Here is a 19,946-nt window from a genome sequence, read left to right on the forward strand (position 1 = left end):
ATGACATTATTATACAGGAGGCTTTTTTATGGTTAATTACCGTAAGATTCTGGAACTTCACTTTGAAGAAGTCAGTCAAAGAACGATTAGTTCTAGCACTGGGCACTCAAGGAATACAGTTTCAGATGTCATTCAACGTGCCAAAAAACTTGGCGTGGAAAGCTTGAATGACACCATGACCAACCCATGGCTAGAAGCGTTTCTCTTCCCAGAGAAACAGGCTGTTGAGAAAGGGTACTTCCCAATTGATTGGGAAAGAGTGCATAAGGAACTCCAAAAGAAGAATGTAACCCTGTCCCTATTGCATCATGAGTATTCGACAGAGGCACGTGAAGGTGGAAAGATCCCATATGCCTATCGTACTTTTTGTGAGAACTATGGGAAATATGCGAAAAAGTATAAACTTACCATGCCTATTCGCAGAAAACCCGGTGAAGTGATGGAAGTAGATTGGGCTGGTACTACATTGAAGATTAATGACCGTTCAACAGGAGAAACGATTCCAGCGTATGTTTTTATTGCGACCTTACCCTATAGTCAATTCAGTTATGTTGAAGCCTTTTTAGATATGAAATCAGCTAATTGGCTTATCGCTCATATTCATGGATTGGAGTATTTTAATGGAGTTCCTGAAACAATGGTTCCCGATAATTTAAAAACAGGGGTTACGAAAGCACATCGTGAAGAACCTCTTCTAAATGAAGCTTATCGTGAACTGGCAGATTATTATCGCACTGTCATTGTTCCTAGTCGTGTTAGAAGGCCAAAAGATAAAGCAAGTGTCGAAGGCACTGTTGGATATATTTCCAGGCAGATTATCGCTCCACTAAGAAACTATCAGTGTTTTCATCTTCAAGATTTAAACCAGAAAATCTTTGAAAAGTTAGAGGAAATCAACACCACTGAATTTCAAAAGCGACCTGGTTCGCGTAAAAAGGTGTTCGAGGAAGAAGAGAAATCCTACCTTCAACAGCTTCCTCAAACAAGGTATAAACTTGCGGAATGGAAAACAGCAAAAGTTCAACTGAACTACCACATCCAAGTTGATCGAATGTATTATTCCGTTCCATATGATTATGTCCGAGAGAATGTCGATGTTCGACTGACCACGGATTTAATTGAAGTTTACTTTAAAGAAGTCCGGATTGCATCCCATAAACGACAACATGGTGAAATTGGCCAGTTAGAGACCAATCCAGACCATATGCCTGACAATCACCGATTATATTTAGATCATAATCCAGAAAATAACCGGAAGTGGGCAGAAACAATTGGACCATCTATGACTCAATTTGTCTCTCATATCTTAGAAATGAATGTAGAGAAAAAAGCATTAAATAGCCTTAGCACACTGAGGAATATAGCTAAGAAATACCCAAATGAAGAAATAGAGAAAGCAACAGAAACCTTACTTGAAATTTCAACAAACCCCACGGTTTCTGTCTTTAAAAGTGTAGTAGAAAGAAATAAGAAGAAAAAACAAACTAAAAAAACGGATATTAACAGACCTCGCACAACATCTGACGACTATGGATTTGTCCGTGGAGCTAAATACTTTGGGAGGGATACAGAATAATGAACCAAGAAACTTTACGTAAACTAGTAGAAATGAAAATGGGTGCGATGGCCTAATTATATCAGCAGCAAAAGCAGAATACTGATTATAGGGACATGGATTTTGATGATAGGTTCAATCTCCTGGTAGATTATGAATATGATAGACGTAAATCGAATCGACTTGAACGACTAATTAAACAGGCTACACTCAGCGACCCAACAGCAGCTATTGAAGATATCGAATATCATCCGGATCGTAATTTAGATAAGAATCAAATACTAGAGTTAGCAACAGGAAATTACCTTCAAAATCACCATAACATCATTTTAATGGGCGCCTCTGGGAACGGAAAGACGTGGATATCCAATGCCTTTGGGGTACATGCATGTCGCCAATTTTATAAAGTTAAATATATAAGGTTACCAGAATTACTAGATGAATTAGCTGTAGCAAAGTATGAAGCAGATGGCAGCTTCCGTAAGTTAATTCAGAAGTACAAAAAGATTGATTTATTAATCCTAGATGAGTGGCTACTAACAGAGCTGTCAGAGGAAAATGTACTTCATGTGTTGGAGATTATTGAAGCAAGGCTCAAAAGAGCCTCTACTATATTCTGTTCTCAATTTTCACCAGAGGGATGGCATTCCAAACTGGGACAGGCACAAATAGCAGATGCGATTCTTGACAGAATCGTTCATGATTCATATAAGATTCTAGTTGATGGTGAAGTTTCGATGAGGGAACGCCATGGATTGCGGGTATTTAAATGATTCCGCCAGCAGTTGAAAACCGTATAGCTAGATATTTTTTGCATATGTATTTACCTGATAAGGTACAGCAGGCTGTAGAGGAAAAACTATTACCCTCCTGCATTTGGAACGATGAAGAAGATATAGATCAGGATGAATTGGTTCGTTGGGCTATTGAAATTATTGATCAGGAATTGAGAGATAAGAGATTCAAATAATAATATAAACAACCATTGGAGCAAGTGAAATTCCAGTGGTTGTTTATATTATTAGCTGCATTAATAAGAGTGGCTCTCACCCCCGCACTTAATGGCTCAGTTGACCGCAAACAGTGGCTCAAATATCCGCACTAATGGCTCAATCTGTCCGCAATACTCAGCGCCCAAGGTTTGTAAACCAGACGGCTTTGACACTCCATGGACAGGCAGTCAAAAAACCACATGCTGTACTTGTGCTTTTAAGTTAACAAAAAGACCCGAGAGCAATAGTTGTCTCGGGTCTTTAGTAAATGTACACAAATAAACTGATGTATTTCCTAAGCCTTTAATTAACAACGCACATAGTGCTGCTAATTTTTTCAAAAGCCTCCGTAAGATTCTCCAAGCATTCTTCCCGAAAGGTATCACTGCATATAAAATTATGCGATATATCGTCTTTTATAGTGGAAAAGGTAACTTCTAATTTTTGACTAATAGTCAAATGATTTAATTCTTCTTTGCTGAAGTAAGTAACTAATTCTATTTCAAAATATTCTACGGATCCAAATAACACGGTCATTATTCACATCTTCCTTTCTGTGTAAATATTGCAAGAGCAACATGGATTTATGATGAAGATTCCACATCGTATGGGTATCGATATCCAGACATAAACTCCTCAATCTTTTTATGTCTCACAATATTTCATGTGTACTTTTCTGTAGACTCTGGCCTTTCTGCACTCTGAACAATTAATAAAACGGTTTCCTTTTTCATAAAAGTCATTAGTCGACTTTTGTGCCTTGCATTTATAACATACTTGTAGTTTTTTAGGAGGTTTCACCTATATTACAACCTCTCTTTTACCCTAAACATAAATTCGCTTACCTTTATTCAAAAAAATCTCAATCATTGCTTTTTAGAAGAGATTTATTCCCTCCCCTTTTTTGACAATAAAAAAGTCCACCAAAAAGAAGGTGGATAAACTTTAAGAAATGGATATTCAACGAACCATTACATTTATTTATCTCAAAACTTTTTGGCAGCCCGGCTATCTTAGTTCAAAGAACCTTAGACCCGCAGCTTTGCGTCCTTACCTTTTGATAAGTTTGCCTTTATCAGAATTGTCAATAGACTTTTAAAACTATTTTAATAATAATACAAAAGGCATCTATTTTTCAATAATTTCCAACAAAAAACTACAAAAACTTCATGATTTGTATTAGTTGGATTGTGAAAATGTCTAAAAAGGTTTGGACAGGTATTCCCCCTGCATACTGACTGTGATTTCCAACTAACAAATCAAGAATAAGATGTTAAGTTCAGTTTTATTAGATTTAAATAATAGGCTCTGCTACTGGAAGATTTTGTTGTGTTGAATCATTTGTTCATCGGTTTGTGAAAAATTGAAACTTTCAATGTGATCTTGAACTGCCTATCAACAGCTCTGCAGTAAATGTGAGTTATTAAGCCTAGTAGAGTATAGACTCTTAGGATTCTTAGTCTTCCAGTAAATTGATTGGAGTGGGGGATATGAGACACCTACTTGAGCAGTAGGACAGGTGAAACCAAGGTTACGTACCTACTAGAACATCCCCCTTGTTGGCAAATCTAGGGTTCAATTGTCGCTCTGCAGAGTCACATATCTAGAACGGAAATTCAACGTCCTCTTTTAAACCACAACAACATTATTTTACTTTTAAACAAAGCGAGTTAGGATAATATGAAATGCTTTTACAGCAATTTATTTATTTCTCGGAACCTACTAAAAAGGAACTAACTTGAAATATTATTGATACTTTTCAAAAATTTCACCGGATCTCCCTCAATGATATTGGTTTGAGGTGGTATGGCACTCTGTTTTAGTGCAAGCGTTAATTGATTCAATACCTTTGTGACATACTCTCTTTGTGCTTCCGTGATGGAAAATTCAACCCCGTAGCGGTAAAATTCTTTATCTGTTTCTTCTTTCCAAACAATTTGCCCTGGACATATTAGCTGTTTTCCCATCACTTCTGTATGGAGTTCTAACTGCATATCTTTTCTGACTGGAAATTGGATGTGGGAAACAAAGCTTAATCCCCCCGGCCCGATATTATTCACTACTACAGGAGTTTTCCCTATAGAAACAGCTTTATCATTGATCTTCTTGATGGTAATTCTGCCTTCCAATGGAATGGTTAATTGGAGACGGTAGAAGTTCCTCAAATCTCTTTCAGGAGATTTTGATGGAGCATCTGACGGTTTGAGTGCTTTCTTACCCAGAAGCTCTATGAACTCTGCAGAAGAAACAGGCTTGCTGTAGAGGTAGCCTTGCACAAGCTTACAGTTCACTTTTTTCAAGAAGTTCAATTGTTCCTTCGTTTCTACACCTTCCACAATGGTAGACATACTCAGCCCTTCAGACAGATCTAATAGAGATTTAACAATAATGTTATTTTTTTCATTTTTGCCTATTTCCTTTACATATGTTCGATCGATCTTAATGCCGTCAATATTCAAGTCTCTTAGATATGAAAAGGACGTAAAGCCCATCCCGAAATCATCAATGAATATTTTAATCCCCATGGAACGAAGCTCTTTTATTGTTTGGATAACTGTTTCTTCGTTTTGCAAAAATGCTGCCTCGGTGATTTCTAGTTCGATTAAATGAGCAGGTACAGAATATTTCTTTAAAAGTGAGGCGATGGTTATTTTCAAATCTTTAACCAAAAAGTGCTGAGGCGAAAAGTTTACAGAAATTGGGACGGACGGCAGTTTCTTTTTCTTCCAATCTCTGATTTTTTCACAAACTCTTTCCAGTACCCATTGTCCCACTTCAATAATAAAGCCATTCTCTTCTGCGATAGGGATGAATTCATTTGGGGAAACGGTACCCCATTCAGGGTGCTCCCATCTTAATAGAGCTTCTGCTCCGACAATTTTTTGGTTCTTAATTTCTACCCTGGGTTGATAATGTACTTGCAAGTCTCCATTGATAAGGGCATGGCGAAAATCCTTCTCAAGGGTAAATCTTTTATAGGAATCTATGCTGTTTTCGGGTGAGTAAAGTTGATAATTGTTTTTCCCCTTTTCCCTTGCACGCAGAATGGCGGCATGGGCATTTTCAAAAAGAGATTTCAATTCGTCAGTATCAGAAGGGTAGATACTGGCACCGATTGAAACAGTAAGGAAAAGCTCAAATTCACCAGTCTGAAAAGGCTGTCTCAATTGCTCTATTGCTTTCTTACAGATGCATTGTAAGTCTTCCAGATTATTGGGTTTCTTATATACAAGAGCGAATTCGTCACTGCTTACTCTGCTAACAAGCATTCCTTGTTCATTGAAGGGTTCAAGTCTCTGGGCGACTTGCTTTATTATTTCATCTCCTGCTGTGGAACCAAGTGTATCGGTTATATATTTGATGCGGTCAAAATTTATATAGATGAAAGCAAACTTTTCTCCTGCTTCAATCAGGGAATTCATGTCAGCCTCTAGTTTTTTTCGATTTGGCAGTCCTGTAAGCGAATCATGATGAAACAAGTAATTGACCTTCTCCAGCAATTCTTTGTCTTTGGTAATGTCATACACAATTCCATGGGCTTCAACAAATTGACCATCTTCATTGAATACAGGATGGGCCTGATCCTGAATCCATTTTATCTTTCCGGAAGGAGTCATGATACGGTATTGATAACTGAATGGCTGTCCTGATTGAAGCTGATTTTGCATGGCATCATAGTTTTCAAGGTCGTTTTTGTGGACATGATCTCTCCATCTGATTTTTCCGTTTACAATATCAGCAGGATTAATTTCCGATATTTCCCTTATTCCTTTTGTACATACTGTAATGATATTTTTTTTAATGTCCTGAACCCAAATACCTGCTTTCAGACTGTCACACACATTATCTATTTCTGCACTCTTCTTCTTTAAAGCCTGTTCAAGCTCATATTTGTCGGTGATCTCATGAATAACCGCATAAACACCTACCGTAATGTCGTCTTTTTGAATAGGTATGTATGTGAGTTGTAAATTTAATAGCTTCCCGCTCTTATGATATGCTTTTGATAAAAATTGCTGTGCACTTCCTTGTACTGCTGCGTTAAAATGCTCCCTGACTTTTTCTTTATCTTCTGGTGGAGTATAGTCAGTCAACATCTTATTCATATCAGAAAGCTGGTATCCGGAAATGGTGGTCGTCGCTTTGTTGGTGGTTATGACCTTTCCGTTACGATCAAATTCTATAATAATATCGGGAAAATGCTCGAACAATGAATGAAAGTGGGAGTTAGGAGAGTGAAACGTGTCGATTAGATTTTTAGATATTGAAGCAGTACGTTTTTTTCTCAGAGCAGTAAATATGCTAGCCATACCTGGGTTTCACCTCATTATTGTTAATTTTCGATGTATCTATAGTATAAAAGTACCGGATGGAACAAACAAGACGAAATTATCAAAAAATTAAAGTGACAGTCACCTCTGCCTCAAAAAAATGACTATTTGTGAAGGTGTTCACAAATAATACAACCTTTTCCCGTCTGCTTTATTCCTAAACATGAGAAAATAATAATAGAATATATTTCTTCTATTCCTTGTTTTATAATCCTTCAACAAGACATTCGAAAATTCGTCAAAATTTTTAGAAAGATTAAGAAGGAATATTAAAGGGAATAGAGAAATATATAAACATAGCTTTATCTAAAAGGAGGAGTTTACATGTTGAACTACAACATTCGAGGCGAGAACATTGAGGTAACTCCAGCGATTCGCGAACACGTGGAGAAAAAGATTGATAAGCTGAAGCGTTACTTCAATGAAACTCCTGATGCCGACGTACATGTTAATTTGAAGGTTTATCCTGATAAGAGAACAAAAGTTGAAGTGACGATTCCGATGCCGCACTTGGTGCTACGCGCAGAAGAACCACATGAAGATATGTACGCAGCTATTGACCTGATCGTAGACAAGTTAGAACGGCAGATTCGTAAACATAAAACAAAAGTGAACAGAAAAATGCGTGAAAAAGGCAGCCCGAAAGAATTCTTCGCAGCCCAGGAAGGTTTGACAACAAGCCAGCTGAATGAAAAGGCACGCGAAGATGATGACAGTGATGAAGTTGTCAGAACAAAGCAATTCAATCTTAAACCGATGGACAGCGAGGAAGCGATTCTTCAGATGAACCTTCTCGGCCACAGTTTCTTCATCTTTACGGATGCTGAAACAGATGCTACAAACATTGTGTACAAGCGAAGAGATGGTAAATACGGATTAATTGAAACAAACTAATAATGAGAACGTCGCATCCTGCAGTTTATACTGCAGGATGTTTTTACATATTATTAATTAAAGGGATTATGTTTCGGGTGTCGAAATAATGGGATTAAGAATACATATTTTTAGGGGGAATATACATATGACTTTCAGTATCGTCGGCTTTGATCCAAAGGAAAAAGAATGGGGTATAGCGGTACAGTCAAAATTTATCGGGGTCGGTGCGGTTGTTCCATTTGCAAGGTCTGGAGCAGGGGCTGTTGCGACACAATCTTATGCAAACACTGCTTATGGACCGCAGGCGCTGCAGCTTATGGAAGAAGGGAAAACGGCTGAGGAAGCGTTGGAAATTATTACGAAAGATGATCCGGAACGGCATCTGCGCCAGGTTGGTTTGGTTGATGCTCACGGTAATGCGGCTACTTTTACTGGAGAGGGCTGTTATGACTGGGCAGGCGGGATGACGGGTGAGCATTTTGCTGCACAGGGAAATATCCTTGTGGATCAGCGGACTGTGGAAGCGATGGGGGAAACTTTTATTTCTGCAGAAGGTACCTTGGCTGAGCGCTTGCTGAAATCGCTGGATGCAGGCCAGGAAGCCGGGGGTGATTCACGCGGCAAACAATCCGCAGCCATTTATGTTGTGAAAGAAAAAGGCGGTTATGGCGGATTTAACGACCGTTTGATCGATTTAAGGGTGGATGACCATCCGGATCCGATTAAAGAGTTGATCCGGATCTTCAGTCTTCACCAGCTTTACTTTGCTTCATCGAAGGCTGACCGGGTGGTGCCGGTTGATGGGGATGTGAAGGAAGAGCTGCAGGCGGAGTTGGAGCGCCATGGTTATTTGAAGGAAGGAAAATCGGTCGGGCAGGCTCTGAAAGACTATCTTCATACGGAGAATTTTGAGATGAGGGAGCACGAAGGCAGAATTGACCTGGATGTACTGGAGTTTATGAAGAAACAGGATAGATAGGGTGGAGCGGATAACGTCATACGGCGTTATCCGTTTTGTTATTGCCGGCCAATTAACAAGTTTTACAAGGACCTTAATTCCAGCAAATAGTTTATTGTTAACGAAAACTAGATTATAATAGTAGTTTGTGAGTTTAATTTTTGGCTCTGTTAGTTGATGATGTTGTTATTTCGGGTTAAGTACGGAACATTCATTACAAACAAACTGTATTTGTTTAGAAACTAATTTCTTTATTAGTGAATGGGTGTTCTAGATTTTTATTGAAGTAAACAAGTTACTAGTACTAGACCTCAATGATTTAGTGTTATATAGAACAACTGTTGATTGGAGCGGAAGGTGTGCGACCTCCTGCGGGAATAGCGGGACAGGTGAGACCCCGCAGGCGAAGCTGAGGAGGCTCACCGCCCGCCCCGCGGAGTCGCGCACCTGGAGCGGAAATCAGCAACACTATCTCAATAGGTGTAGTAAACAACAACACTATTAAACAAAGCCTATTTTTAAAAAGAAGTGCAGCATCAGGAGGTACCTATATGAAAACGATTGGCCGGAATGAACCGTGCGAGTGCGGAAGCGGCAAGAAGTTTAAAAAGTGCTGCGGAAATCAATCCGCTGTTGATATTAATGGCTTAGTACTTGGTGAGCTGGAGATTCTGCAGGCTCAAGCTTATGATTATATTGCCGTACATAATAGTGAGGAACTTGAAAGTGATTATCATCATTACTATTCGGAAATGAAGATGATGAATAAGGATCAGGAAATCTATGAGATGGCTTTCTTGAGCTGGTATGGAGTTGAGAAGGAACTTGAAGATGGCATGACTCTGATGGAACGGTTTGTCGAAAGGCAGAGCAAGCTGGTCACAAGGCCGCAGACGCTGGAGAACCTGTTGAAGTGGAAGAAGCCTCGCCTGGTCGCAGGTGTTGTTAAGTCTGCCACAGGGACTGAGCTTGTAATTGAGGATACAGTTGAAGGAGAGACGTTTGAGGTAAAGGGTGCGAATGCTGAGATAGTTGCAGGCTGCTTCTTTATTGGCATCCTTCTGCAAAATGGTGAGAGCTATCTGCCGTTTGCTCAGTATTTTGTATATCCTGGACTCGCTGATGTCTGTAAGGATGCGATGGTGCAAAGGATTATCGACGCTGGTAAAGATGGCGTGGAAGAGTATTTGGCTTCTCATTACCTGCATCTTGCTGATCACTGTTTCTATCTGTATGCCGGAGGCGGTGTGGCTTCTGAGACAAAGGCAGCTCCCGAGGATGGAGATAAAGGAGAAGACAACCCTGCTTACAGTGAAGCAATCCAATCGATGGAAGACTTCTTGACAGAGCAAGGGGAAGCAGCTGGAACGATTGAAAAAGCTTCAAAGCTGCTTTCACAGTACTTTGAGAGTGAAGCTCCTAAGATCCGCAATCCGCAGATCTATTCTGCTTCCATCATTGAAGTGATCAAAGCAGATACTGAACTGAAGAATGATTATCTCCAAAAGGATCTGGCAGAAGCATTCGGGGTATCAGCCAACAGCATTTCCCGGCGTTCAAAGGAAATGAAAAAGATCATCCTTGCAGCCGTTTAATGCGTCACCGCGTTACCAAGCGAAGAGGGACAGGCCCTATTAGTGCTTTAAAGCATTAAAAGGGACTGTCCCTCTTCGTGCTTTAAAGCGGTAAAGCGCCTGCCTTGTCATTTGTTGTCACTCTTTCGCGATAGTGGTAATATTAATAGGGAATATTTCGTTTTTTTAAATAAAGGATTTTGCTGTTATTTATAGAAGTTTTAGTAGTGATTATTTAAGGTTGATTTTACTGGCGGAACTTGTAACTCCGCTTGAATATATTTTTTCATAGAGGCTGCGGCAACTGAGCAGCTTTTGGCACAATTACATTTCCACTAGAAGGAGCGCTCATACATGATTGGAATTTTAAACAAAGTGTTCGATCCAAATAAACGCGAGCTCAAGAAACTGGAAAAGCTTGCAGATCAAATCGAAGCTCTTGGTCCGGATATGGCGAAGCTTTCGGATGACGGCCTTCGCCAAAAGACGGAAGAGTTCAAGAAGCGTTACCAGGATGGCGTGCCGGTCGATGATATGCTTGTCGAAGCATTTGCGGTTGTCCGTGAAGCAGCGAAGCGAGTACTCGGCCTTTATCCATACCGCGTGCAGCTTATGGGTGGTGCCTCCCTTCATGAGGGTAACATTTCCGAGATGAAAACCGGTGAAGGTAAAACGTTGACAGCGACTATGCCTGTTTACTTGAATGCCATTACCGGGAAAGGCGTCCATGTCGTGACGGTCAATGAATACCTCGCAAGCCGTGACGCCGAAGAGATGGGCGAGTTATATAACTTCCTTGGCCTGACAGTCGGCCTTAACCTTAACTCAATGACGAAGGAAGAGAAGCGCGAAGCTTATGCGGCTGATATTACGTACAGCACGAACAATGAGCTTGGATTCGATTACCTGCGCGATAACATGGTCCTTTACAAGAACCAAATGGTACAGCGCCCGCTTCATTTTGCCGTAATCGATGAAGTTGACTCCATCCTGATTGATGAAGCGCGTACTCCGCTAATCATCTCTGGACAGGCTCAAAAATCCACTCAATTATACATCCAGGCAAATGCAGTGGTCCGCATGCTCAATAAAGAAACAGATTTCACATATGATGAAAAAACAAAAGGTGTACAGCTTACAGAGGACGGTATTACGAAGGTTGAGAAAGCATTCAACATCGAAAACCTTTTCGACCTGTCTCACGTAACCCTGAATCACCATATCCTTCAATCGTTGAAGGCGCATGTCAGCATGCAGAAAGATGTTGACTATGTTGTCCAGGATGAAGAAATCGTCATTGTCGACTCTTTTACCGGACGTTTAATGAAAGGCCGCCGTTACAGTGACGGCCTTCACCAGGCGATCGAAGCGAAGGAAGGGGTCGAAATCCAGAACGAAAGCATGACGATGGCGACGATCACCTTCCAGAACTACTTCCGTATGTATGAAAAACTGTCTGGTATGACGGGTACAGCCAAAACGGAAGAGGAAGAGTTCCGCAATATTTATAATATGAACGTTATCGTGATTCCAACGAATAAACCGATCGCACGTGATGACCGCGCCGATCTTATCTATGCATCAATGGAAGGCAAGTTCCGTGCAGTAGTAGAAGAGATCGCTGAGCGTAATCAAAAAGGCCAGCCAGTGCTTGTCGGTACGGTTGCCGTTGAAACGTCAGAGCTGATTTCAAGATTGCTGACGAAAAAAGGTGTCCACCACAACGTCTTGAATGCGAAAAACCACGGACGTGAAGCGGAGATCATTTTAGAAGCCGGTCAAAAGGGATCTGTAACGATTGCGACTAACATGGCCGGTCGTGGAACGGACATCAAACTAGGAGACGGCGTCCTTGATTTAGGCGGCCTGGCTGTTATCGGTACAGAGCGTCATGAATCCCGCCGTATTGATAACCAGCTCCGCGGACGTTCCGGACGTCAAGGGGATCCGGGTGTGACGCAGTTCTACCTTTCCATGGAAGATGAACTGATGCGACGATTTGGTTCTGACAATATGAAATCGATGATGGAACGTTTGGGAATGGCAGACGACCAGCCGATTCAAAGTAAAATGGTCAGCCGTGCAGTGGAATCTGCGCAAAAACGTGTTGAGGGTAACAACTTCGATGCCCGTAAACAGCTTCTGTCTTATGACGATGTTCTCCGCCAGCAGCGTGAAATCATCTACAAGCAGCGTTTTGAAGTGCTTGATTCCGAGAACCTGCGTAATATCGTTGAGTCCATGATCAAGTCGGTCATCACACGTGCTGTTGAAGCGCATGCCCCGATTATTGAAGAAGAAGCGAAGTGGAACCTGAAAGGGATTGTCGACTACACAGCTGCAAATCTTCTTCAAGAGGGAGATATTACAGAAGCAGATCTGAAAGGCAAAGAGCCTGAAGAAATGATTGACTTGATCTATGGAAAGGTTCAGGACAGATACAATGAAAAAGAAGAAGAGTTAACGTCAGAGCAAATGCGTGAATTCGAAAAAGTTATTCTTCTTCGTTCGGTTGATACGAAGTGGATCGACCATATTGACGCGATGGACCACCTGCGCCAGGGTATCCACCTCCGTGCTTATGGACAAAACGATCCTTTGCGCGAATACCAGCATGAAGGTTTTGCGATGTTTGAAAGCATGGTATTGGCCATCGAAGAGGATGCCGCCCGCTATGTCATGAAAGCAGAAATCCGCAATAATCTTCAACGCCAGGAGGTTGCGAAAGGGCAGGCTGTCAACCCGAAGGAAGACGGCGATAGCAAGGCGAAAAAGAAACAGCCTGTACGTAAGGCTGAGAATATCAAACGAAATGATCCATGCCCTTGCGGCAGCGGTCAGAAATATAAGAACTGCCACGGTAAAGTGGAGTAAGATTTAATGGCTGCCTGCCATCTCTTTCGCTAAAAAGGGGTGTCAGGCAGTTTTTATTAAAAAATTGGCTTTGTTAATTGATGAAGTTGATAATCAGGTTTAAATGCGAAATATTTATCCAATCCAATCACAAACTGAATTGTTCTGATACATTGAGTTTCTAGAACGAAAAAACTTGCTTGCTTCTAAAATGGGGTGCAGAATGTCAGAATGTCTATTCATTAATAGCAGAATAGCTTTAAGTGAATAGTGAAACATCAGTCGATTGGAGCGGAAGGCGTGCGACCTCCTGCGGGACTAGCGTGACAGGTGAGACCCCGCAGGCAAAGCCGAGGAGGCTCACCGCACGCCCCGCGGAGTCGTGCGCCTGGAGCGGAAATCATCAGCATTTTTTGCAGGTGAAAACTTTGCTAACCCCCCCCCGGCACGTTATAATAAAGCTTATGCTTACTATTTTATAAGAGGTGAATTTGATGGAACTTTTTGAAGTGAAATCACAATTAGAAAATACAGCCAAAAAACTGGCGGACTTCAGGGGGTCTCTTTGACCTCGAGAACAAAGAAGCCCGCATAGCTGAACTTGATGAAGTGATGCTGCAGCCTGATTTCTGGAACGACCAGCAGGAGGCACAGGGCGTTATCAATGAAGCAAATGGCCTGAAGGACCTTGTGAACGAATATAAAGACATGCAAGAGATGCAGGAGAACCTTGAAGTGACGCTGGAGCTGGTGAAAGAAGAGAACGATGCCGAGCTGCAGGAAGAACTTGTTGAGGAAATGAAAGATTTAAACAAACGTTTGAATGAATATGAATTGCAGCTGCTGTTAAGCGAACCACATGATAAAAACAATGCTATTCTGGAGCTTCATCCAGGGGCGGGCGGAACCGAGTCACAGGACTGGGGTTCGATGCTTCTGCGTATGTATCAGCGTTGGGCAGAGAAAAAGGGCTTCAAGGTCGAAACCCTTGATTACCTTCCTGGTGATGAAGCGGGGATCAAAAGTGTCACGCTGCTGATCAAAGGCCATAACGCATATGGATACTTAAAAGCAGAAAAAGGGGTACACCGCTTGGTGAGGATTTCACCGTTTGATTCTTCAGGCCGCCGCCATACTTCCTTCGTATCTTGTGAAGTCATGCCGGAATTCAATGAAGAAATTGAAATCGAAATCCGTACGGAAGACATTAAGATCGATACGTACCGTGCGAGCGGTGCCGGCGGACAGCATATCAATACGACCGACTCGGCCGTGCGTATTACCCACCTGCCGACGAACGTGGTCGTAACGTGCCAGTCAGAGCGTTCACAGATTAAAAACCGTGAACAGGCAATGAAGATGCTGAAAGCGAAATTATATCAAAAACGGATTGAAGAGCAGGAACAGGAACTTGCTGAAATCCGCGGAGAGCAAAAGGAAATCGGCTGGGGAAGCCAGATCCGCTCCTACGTCTTCCACCCATACTCAATGGTCAAAGACCACCGTACGAACACAGAGGTGGGCAACGTCCAGGCAGTCATGGACGGAGACATCGGCGGCTTCATCAATGCGTACCTTCGTTCCCGAATCAACTAAATAACTTCCCGAAAGGCCTTCCTTCAAAGCAGGAAGGTCTTTCTTTGTCTGCAACTCTTTATCGCTTCACCGCGCGAAGAGGGACAGTCCCCCTTATCAAAGTAACGCATTAACACGTTAAAGTAATGATATTTACAGGCAGAAAGCCTCATGCTATACTCTCAAAGGTTGAAGATTAGAGAAACAAGCATGTCGGCGACTGGTATAAGGCTGTCGTACTTTAGTGCTTTAACGTGTAAAGAGGGACAGTCCCTCTTAGTGCTTTAAAGGGGTAAAGCGAAAGTATGTTTATTATACGGTTGTTGGCTATACTAACTATTAATACATCAAAGGAGATTTTCAGGGATGGGAAAAAAGGAAAGAAGAAGACGCGGTAATCATTATAATCCTACTCTTCATAAAATTTTGGAATATGTCTATGTACTGGCAGGGTCGGCAGTTGTCGCGATTGCCTTTAACGTATTTTTACTGCCGAATGAAGTCGCTTCGGGCGGGGTGAGCGGTATTTCTACGATTACAAAAGCAGTATTTGATTGGAAGCCCGCCTTCGTACAATGGGCATTCAACGTGCCATTGTTTATCGCCGGGTTGATATTCCTGGGCTTTCAATTCGGATTTAAGACGGCATTGGGAACGATCTTCCTGCCGTTTGTGGTTTACCTTACAGAAGATTGGGAGGCCTGGACACTTGATCCTCTTCTTGGCGCCTTGTTCGGCGGAATAGGAGTCGGGATCGGTCTGGGAGTTTGTTTTCGAGGGAAAGCTTCCACAGGTGGTACTGACCTGGCAGCACAGATTATCAATAAATACTCCGGACTCTCACTGGGGACATGTGTCGCCATCATCGACGGAATGATCGTCCTATCGGCTGCCATCGTATTCGATATTGAAAGAGGTTTATACGCACTTATTGGTCTATACGTTACAAGTAAAACAATCGACCTGGTACAAGTTGGATTCGGCCGTTCGAAAATGGCAATGATCATCACTAACCGCCAGGAAGAAATCCGCGAAGGCATCTTGAATAAAATCGACCGCGGTGTGACAAAACTATCAGCATACGGCGGATATACAGATGACGAACGCCCGATCTTGATGGTTGTGGTCGACCAGCGTGAGTTCACAAGATTGAAACAACTGGTCAAAAGCATTGACCCATCTGCGTTTGTTGTCACTATGGACGCCTCGGAGGTACTGGGAGAAGGTTTTAAACAGGCTTAATCCTGGTATAATAAGGAATGAGAGGAAATATCGATTTTTCTCTAATTCTTTCCCTGGGAGGAAGACAAATGAAAAAGAAACTACTTGGAATTTTACTAGGTTCCTCATTATTGATGGCAGCCTGCGGAAACGCTCCTGACGTGTCAACGGATGCAACGAACCCGCAAGATGCCGCTGAAAATGCAACTTCAAATCAAATTGATGCAGAAAAAATTGTTAATCAAAAATGCTCGAGCTGCCATGGAGGAGATCTTTCTGGCGGAATGGGCCCTGCATTGAAAAACATTGGATCCACATTAAGCTATGAAGAAATCCTGTCGGTCATCCAAAATGGTAAAGGCCAAATGCCTAAAGGAATCATTGATGGTGAAGAGGCTGAAGCTGTTGCAGAATGGCTGGCCAATAAAAAATAAAAAAAGAGTCTTCGGGCTCTTTTTTTATTGGTATTTTTCAAATTGATTATTCGACCATACATTACATCCCTATATTAAATATCTCCCCGCTTATATTCCGACAATAATCTTAATCTAGTAAACATGGCATTTGTAAACCTGTGTAAATGACATATTTTTCATTTAACGTTTTTCTCCTATAATAAATCTCTTAATTCCTCGAAATATCGCTGCTTTTCAACATGGAAATTCATGAATAATCTACCAAAGTTGTTGCATTTTGATACCAAAATGTAATATTATTTTTCCTTAACTTCCTAGGCATTGATGTTATAATACTTTTAGAAAGTTTTTATTCGAGTTTTTTCTACATTATTTCTTATTACTTAATCCTTGTGAAATTACATCTTCGATTAGAACACTATAAATGTTTAACTTGGGTGGTTGGAAAATGATCAAAATGAAAGATGTCTATAAGCAGTATCCGAACGGGATTATGGCTGCGAACGGATTCGACGTACATATCAAACAAGGAGAATTCGTCTATGTGGTTGGCCCGAGTGGTGCTGGTAAATCGACCTTCATCAAAATGATGTACAGAGAAGAAAGAGCAACCAAAGGTGAAATTATCGTTAATGGTATAGATTTAGTCAAACTAAAAAATAAACGCGTTCCACACTTGCGCAGAAATATCGGAGTGGTCTTTCAGGATTTCAAGCTGCTTCCTTCACTAACAGTCTATGAAAATATTGCGTTTGCATTGGAAGTAATAGAAGAGACGCCAAAGAATATCCAGAAGCGTGTCATGGAAGTACTTGATCTTGTCAAACTGAAACATAAAGCAAGGATGTTTCCGGATGAGCTCTCCGGAGGGGAACAGCAGCGTGTGTCGCTGGCCCGTTCAATCGTCAATACTCCACAGGTAATCATTGCCGATGAGCCGACAGGTAACCTTGATCCAGAAACGTCATGGGATATCATGAATGTTTTTGAGGAGATTAACACTCAAGGTACAACAGTCGTCATGGCGACTCATAACCGGGAAATTGTTAATACTATCAAACATCGTGTAATTGCCATCGAGAATGGCAGAATCGTCCGCGATGAACAGCGAGGTGACTACGGTTATGAAGCCTAGAACAATGGGAAGGCATCTTCGCGAAAGTTTGAAGAGCCTGGGGCGTAACGGATGGATGACATTTGCGTCCGTAAGTGCTGTAACCGTCACACTGCTCCTTGTCGGGGTTTTTGTCGTACTGATGCTGAATATGAATAAAATTGCTTCTGACATTGAAGAAGATGTGGAAGTACGGGTGTTAGTAGAGATAGGCACTGAAAAAGCTCAAATAGAAGAGATGAAAACAAAAATAGAACAGATCGATGGCATTGCCAGTATCAATTTTTCCTCTAAAGAAGAAGAGCTTCGCAATTTAATGGAAGACATGGGGGAAGAATTTCGTCTGTTTGAACAGGATAACCCGTTGTACGATGTGTATATCGTAAAGGCTGAAAATCCGGTGGAAACGAAACGAATTGCCAATGAAATTAAAAGTTTTGAAAATGTAAATGATGCGCTCTATGGTGAAGCGAAGATTGAAAAGTTATTCAGCTTCCTGCAAATGAGTCGCAATGTTGGTTTGGTATTGATAATCGGTCTTCTTTTCACGGCAATGTTCCTGATCTCCAATACGATCAAAATTACAATTGTCGCCCGCAGAAAAGAAATTGAAATCATGAAGCTGGTCGGTGCGACCAACTGGTTTGTACGCTGGCCGTTCATATTGGAAGGATTGTGGCTGGGAGTACTTGGCTCTGTCGTTCCAATCGCAGTGGTCTCTACAGGTTATTATTACGCTTATCAGTTCATTGAACCAAAGTTGCGAACAAGCTTTATGCAATTACTTGAATATACCCCGTTCATCTATCAGGTAAACTTCCTGATTATCCTTATGGGATGCTTAATCGGAGCATGGGGAAGCTTTATGTCCGTCCGAAAATTCTTGAGAGTTTAATAGGTTGATAGAAGCCGAAAGGAGCATGTCGCTTGAAAAGGAAAACATTAGTCACTTTATCAATAGCTGCCACACTAACAATCGGAAGTCTACAAACTACAGGTATCACTGCCAGTGCAGAATCTTCACTGTCAGATTTGAAAAATAAACAAGAAGACATTCAGTCCAAAAAGTCAGAAGTCAACGAGGAAATTGAGCAGAAAGAATCAGAAATCAGCGAAAATATTTCCCGCCAGGAAAAAATCAAAGCTGAAATAGCGGCTTTAGATGATAAGATCCGTGATACAGAAGATAAAATTAAAACCAAAACAGCTGAAATTGAAAAAACAAACGAGGAAATCGAGCAGCTTAAAGAAGAAATCAAAGTTCTTGAGCAAAAGATTGCCGAACGAAATGAATTACTTAAAGACCGTGCCCGTTCCATGCAGGAAAAAGGCGGTTCTGCAAGTTACCTTGATGTACTGCTTGGAGCAGACAGCTTCGGAGATTTCATCAACCGCATCACCGCTGTAAATGCGATTGTCAGCGCAGACAAGAAAATCATTGAAGAGCAAAAAGCCGACCAGGCTGAGCTGGAAAAAAAGCAGGCTGAAGTAGAGGACAAGCTTGCCAAGCTGGAAGATGCAAAAGCGAATCTTGTTTCCCTAAAAGGGGATTTGGACAGCCAAAAAGGTCAAAAGAGTGAGTTGTTCAAAGAACTTGAGAAAGAACAGGAAACACTGAAAATGGAAAAAACGGAGCTTGTCGCTCACGCTAATGAACTTGAAAAACTAGAGAAAGAAATTGGCGGAGAAATCCAGGCTGAACAGGCAAGATTGGCAGAAATGGCCCGTCAAAGAGAAATCCAGCGCCAAAAAGAGCTGGAAGCGAAGCGCAAAGCAGAGGCAGAGCGCCGTGCAGCTCAACAAGCAGCAAATAATAATGGCGGCAGCGGATCTACAGCAACCCAAACACCTGATCCTGCTCCTGTAGAAGAAGGCAGATGGACAAGACCTGCTTATGGCTATATCACAACCGAGTTTGGCTATGATATGCTGAACGGAAAAGCACGTTATCATTATGGCGTCGATATTGCAGCAAGCGGAAATGTACCGATTGTCGCTGCAGCTGACGGTTATGTCATCAAGAGCCATTACAGCTCAAGCTATGGTAATGTTGTTTACATGACGCATTCCATCAATGGTCAAACATTCACAACGGTATATGCACACATGTCCGGCTCTGCTGTATCAAGCGGCCAGTACGTTGAAAAAGGCCAAAGAATCGGTACAATGGGTAACACTGGTTACTCCTTCGGCCAGCATCTTCATTTCGAACTTCATGCCGGACCATGGACTTCCAATAAAGCGAATGCGATCAACCCGCGCAGATATATCAATATGTAATTTAAAAAACCCGCTGAAAAGCGGGTTTTTATTTATCCTGCAGCAGCCAGAAATCAAGGAACGGCATGATTGCCAGTGATCCCGCCAAAAAGGCAACCATCACCGCACCCAGTTTGTTTTGGTCTTTCCAAATAAGCCTGGCGTACCTTAAAGAGTAGTAAGCCAAATAGGAACAAATAATCAAAGTCAGCCAAAACATTA

At 41.7% G+C, this 19,946-nt stretch carries 14 protein-coding genes, 1 pseudogene and 1 riboswitch; of the genes and pseudogenes, 13 read left to right on the top strand and 2 right to left on the bottom strand.

Annotated elements, in window-relative coordinates; all coding sequences use genetic code 11:
* Window positions 1-28 precede the first annotated feature (28 nt).
* The 3 genes and pseudogenes from istA (at window position 29) to M1E09_RS02220 (ending at window position 2,525) form a co-directional block, all read left to right on the top strand.
* Window positions 29-1,576 (top strand): IS21 family transposase, encoded by a 1,548-nt coding sequence (gene istA / locus M1E09_RS02210; protein WP_456273273.1) that lies wholly within the window; start codon window positions 29-31, stop codon window positions 1,574-1,576.
* Window positions 1,573-2,328 (top strand): annotated as a pseudogene (gene istB, locus M1E09_RS02215) (IS21-like element helper ATPase IstB). The gene istA and the pseudogene istB overlap by 4 nt, the downstream one beginning before the upstream one ends.
* Window positions 2,325-2,525 carry a hypothetical protein gene (locus M1E09_RS02220; RefSeq protein ID WP_148991997.1) on the top strand — a complete coding sequence of 67 codons (201 nt, stop codon included), beginning with the start codon at window positions 2,325-2,327 and terminating at the stop codon, window positions 2,523-2,525. Before istB ends, M1E09_RS02220 begins: the two are co-directional and overlap by 4 nt.
* Window positions 2,526-3,542: 1,017 nt before the next feature.
* Window positions 3,543-3,628, bottom strand: a riboswitch (cyclic di-GMP riboswitch).
* Between the two features lie 652 nt (window positions 3,629-4,280).
* On the opposite strand, the gene M1E09_RS02225 is transcribed toward M1E09_RS02220, so the two are convergent.
* On the bottom strand, window positions 4,281-6,857 hold the full coding sequence (locus M1E09_RS02225; RefSeq protein WP_456273274.1) for an EAL domain-containing protein: 2,577 nt from the start codon (window positions 6,855-6,857) through the stop codon (window positions 4,281-4,283).
* 345 nt (window positions 6,858-7,202) lie between these two features.
* Between M1E09_RS02225 and hpf the strand changes: the two genes are divergently transcribed.
* From hpf to M1E09_RS02275, 10 genes are all read left to right on the top strand, one after another.
* Complete coding sequence (hpf, locus tag M1E09_RS02230) at window positions 7,203-7,772, top strand: ribosome hibernation-promoting factor, HPF/YfiA family (protein WP_456273275.1); 570 nt, start codon at window positions 7,203-7,205, stop codon at window positions 7,770-7,772.
* A 127-nt stretch (window positions 7,773-7,899) separates the two neighbouring features.
* The gene (locus tag M1E09_RS02235) at window positions 7,900-8,733 is read left to right on the top strand and encodes a DUF1028 domain-containing protein (protein ID WP_456273276.1); all 834 of its coding nucleotides are present in this window, start codon (window positions 7,900-7,902) and stop codon (window positions 8,731-8,733) included.
* A gap of 530 nt (window positions 8,734-9,263) precedes the next feature.
* On the top strand, window positions 9,264-10,307 hold the full coding sequence (locus tag M1E09_RS02240) for a YecA family protein (protein WP_456273277.1): 1,044 nt from the start codon (window positions 9,264-9,266) through the stop codon (window positions 10,305-10,307).
* Between the two features lie 333 nt (window positions 10,308-10,640).
* Window positions 10,641-13,160 carry a preprotein translocase subunit SecA gene (gene secA, locus M1E09_RS02245; RefSeq protein ID WP_456273278.1) on the top strand — a complete coding sequence of 840 codons (2,520 nt, stop codon included), beginning with the start codon at window positions 10,641-10,643 and terminating at the stop codon, window positions 13,158-13,160.
* Window positions 13,161-13,633: 473 nt separating this feature from the next.
* A protein-coding gene (gene prfB, locus M1E09_RS02250; RefSeq protein ID WP_456273279.1) for a peptide chain release factor 2 occupies window positions 13,634-14,735 on the top strand; the annotation gives its coding sequence in 2 pieces (ribosomal slippage) (window positions 13,634-13,705 and window positions 13,707-14,735; 1,101 coding nt in all).
* A 345-nt stretch (window positions 14,736-15,080) separates the two neighbouring features.
* Entirely contained in the window at window positions 15,081-15,956 is an 876-nt protein-coding gene (locus M1E09_RS02255) for a YitT family protein (RefSeq protein ID WP_456273280.1), read from the top strand.
* A 68-nt stretch (window positions 15,957-16,024) separates the two neighbouring features.
* Window positions 16,025-16,369 carry a cytochrome c551 gene (gene cccB, locus M1E09_RS02260; RefSeq protein ID WP_456273281.1) on the top strand — a complete coding sequence of 115 codons (345 nt, stop codon included), beginning with the start codon at window positions 16,025-16,027 and terminating at the stop codon, window positions 16,367-16,369.
* Window positions 16,370-16,799: 430 nt separating this feature from the next.
* Window positions 16,800-17,486: a cell division ATP-binding protein FtsE gene (gene ftsE / locus M1E09_RS02265; protein WP_456273282.1), complete on the top strand. Its 687-nt coding sequence runs from the start codon at window positions 16,800-16,802 to the stop codon at window positions 17,484-17,486.
* Complete coding sequence (gene ftsX / locus M1E09_RS02270) at window positions 17,476-18,360, top strand: permease-like cell division protein FtsX (RefSeq protein WP_456273283.1); 885 nt, start codon at window positions 17,476-17,478, stop codon at window positions 18,358-18,360. Before ftsE ends, ftsX begins: the two co-directional genes overlap by 11 nt.
* 32 nt (window positions 18,361-18,392) lie before the next feature.
* The gene (locus M1E09_RS02275) at window positions 18,393-19,745 is read left to right on the top strand and encodes a murein hydrolase activator EnvC family protein (RefSeq protein WP_456273284.1); all 1,353 of its coding nucleotides are present in this window, start codon (window positions 18,393-18,395) and stop codon (window positions 19,743-19,745) included.
* A 28-nt stretch (window positions 19,746-19,773) separates the two neighbouring features.
* On the opposite strand, the gene M1E09_RS02280 is transcribed toward M1E09_RS02275, so the two are convergent.
* A complete protein-coding gene (locus M1E09_RS02280) occupies window positions 19,774-19,944 on the bottom strand; it encodes a hypothetical protein (protein ID WP_456273285.1) in 171 nt (56 codons plus the stop codon).
* Between the last annotated feature and the right edge of the window lie 2 nt (window positions 19,945-19,946).

The organism is Bacillus sp. AK031 (assembly GCF_053903065.1).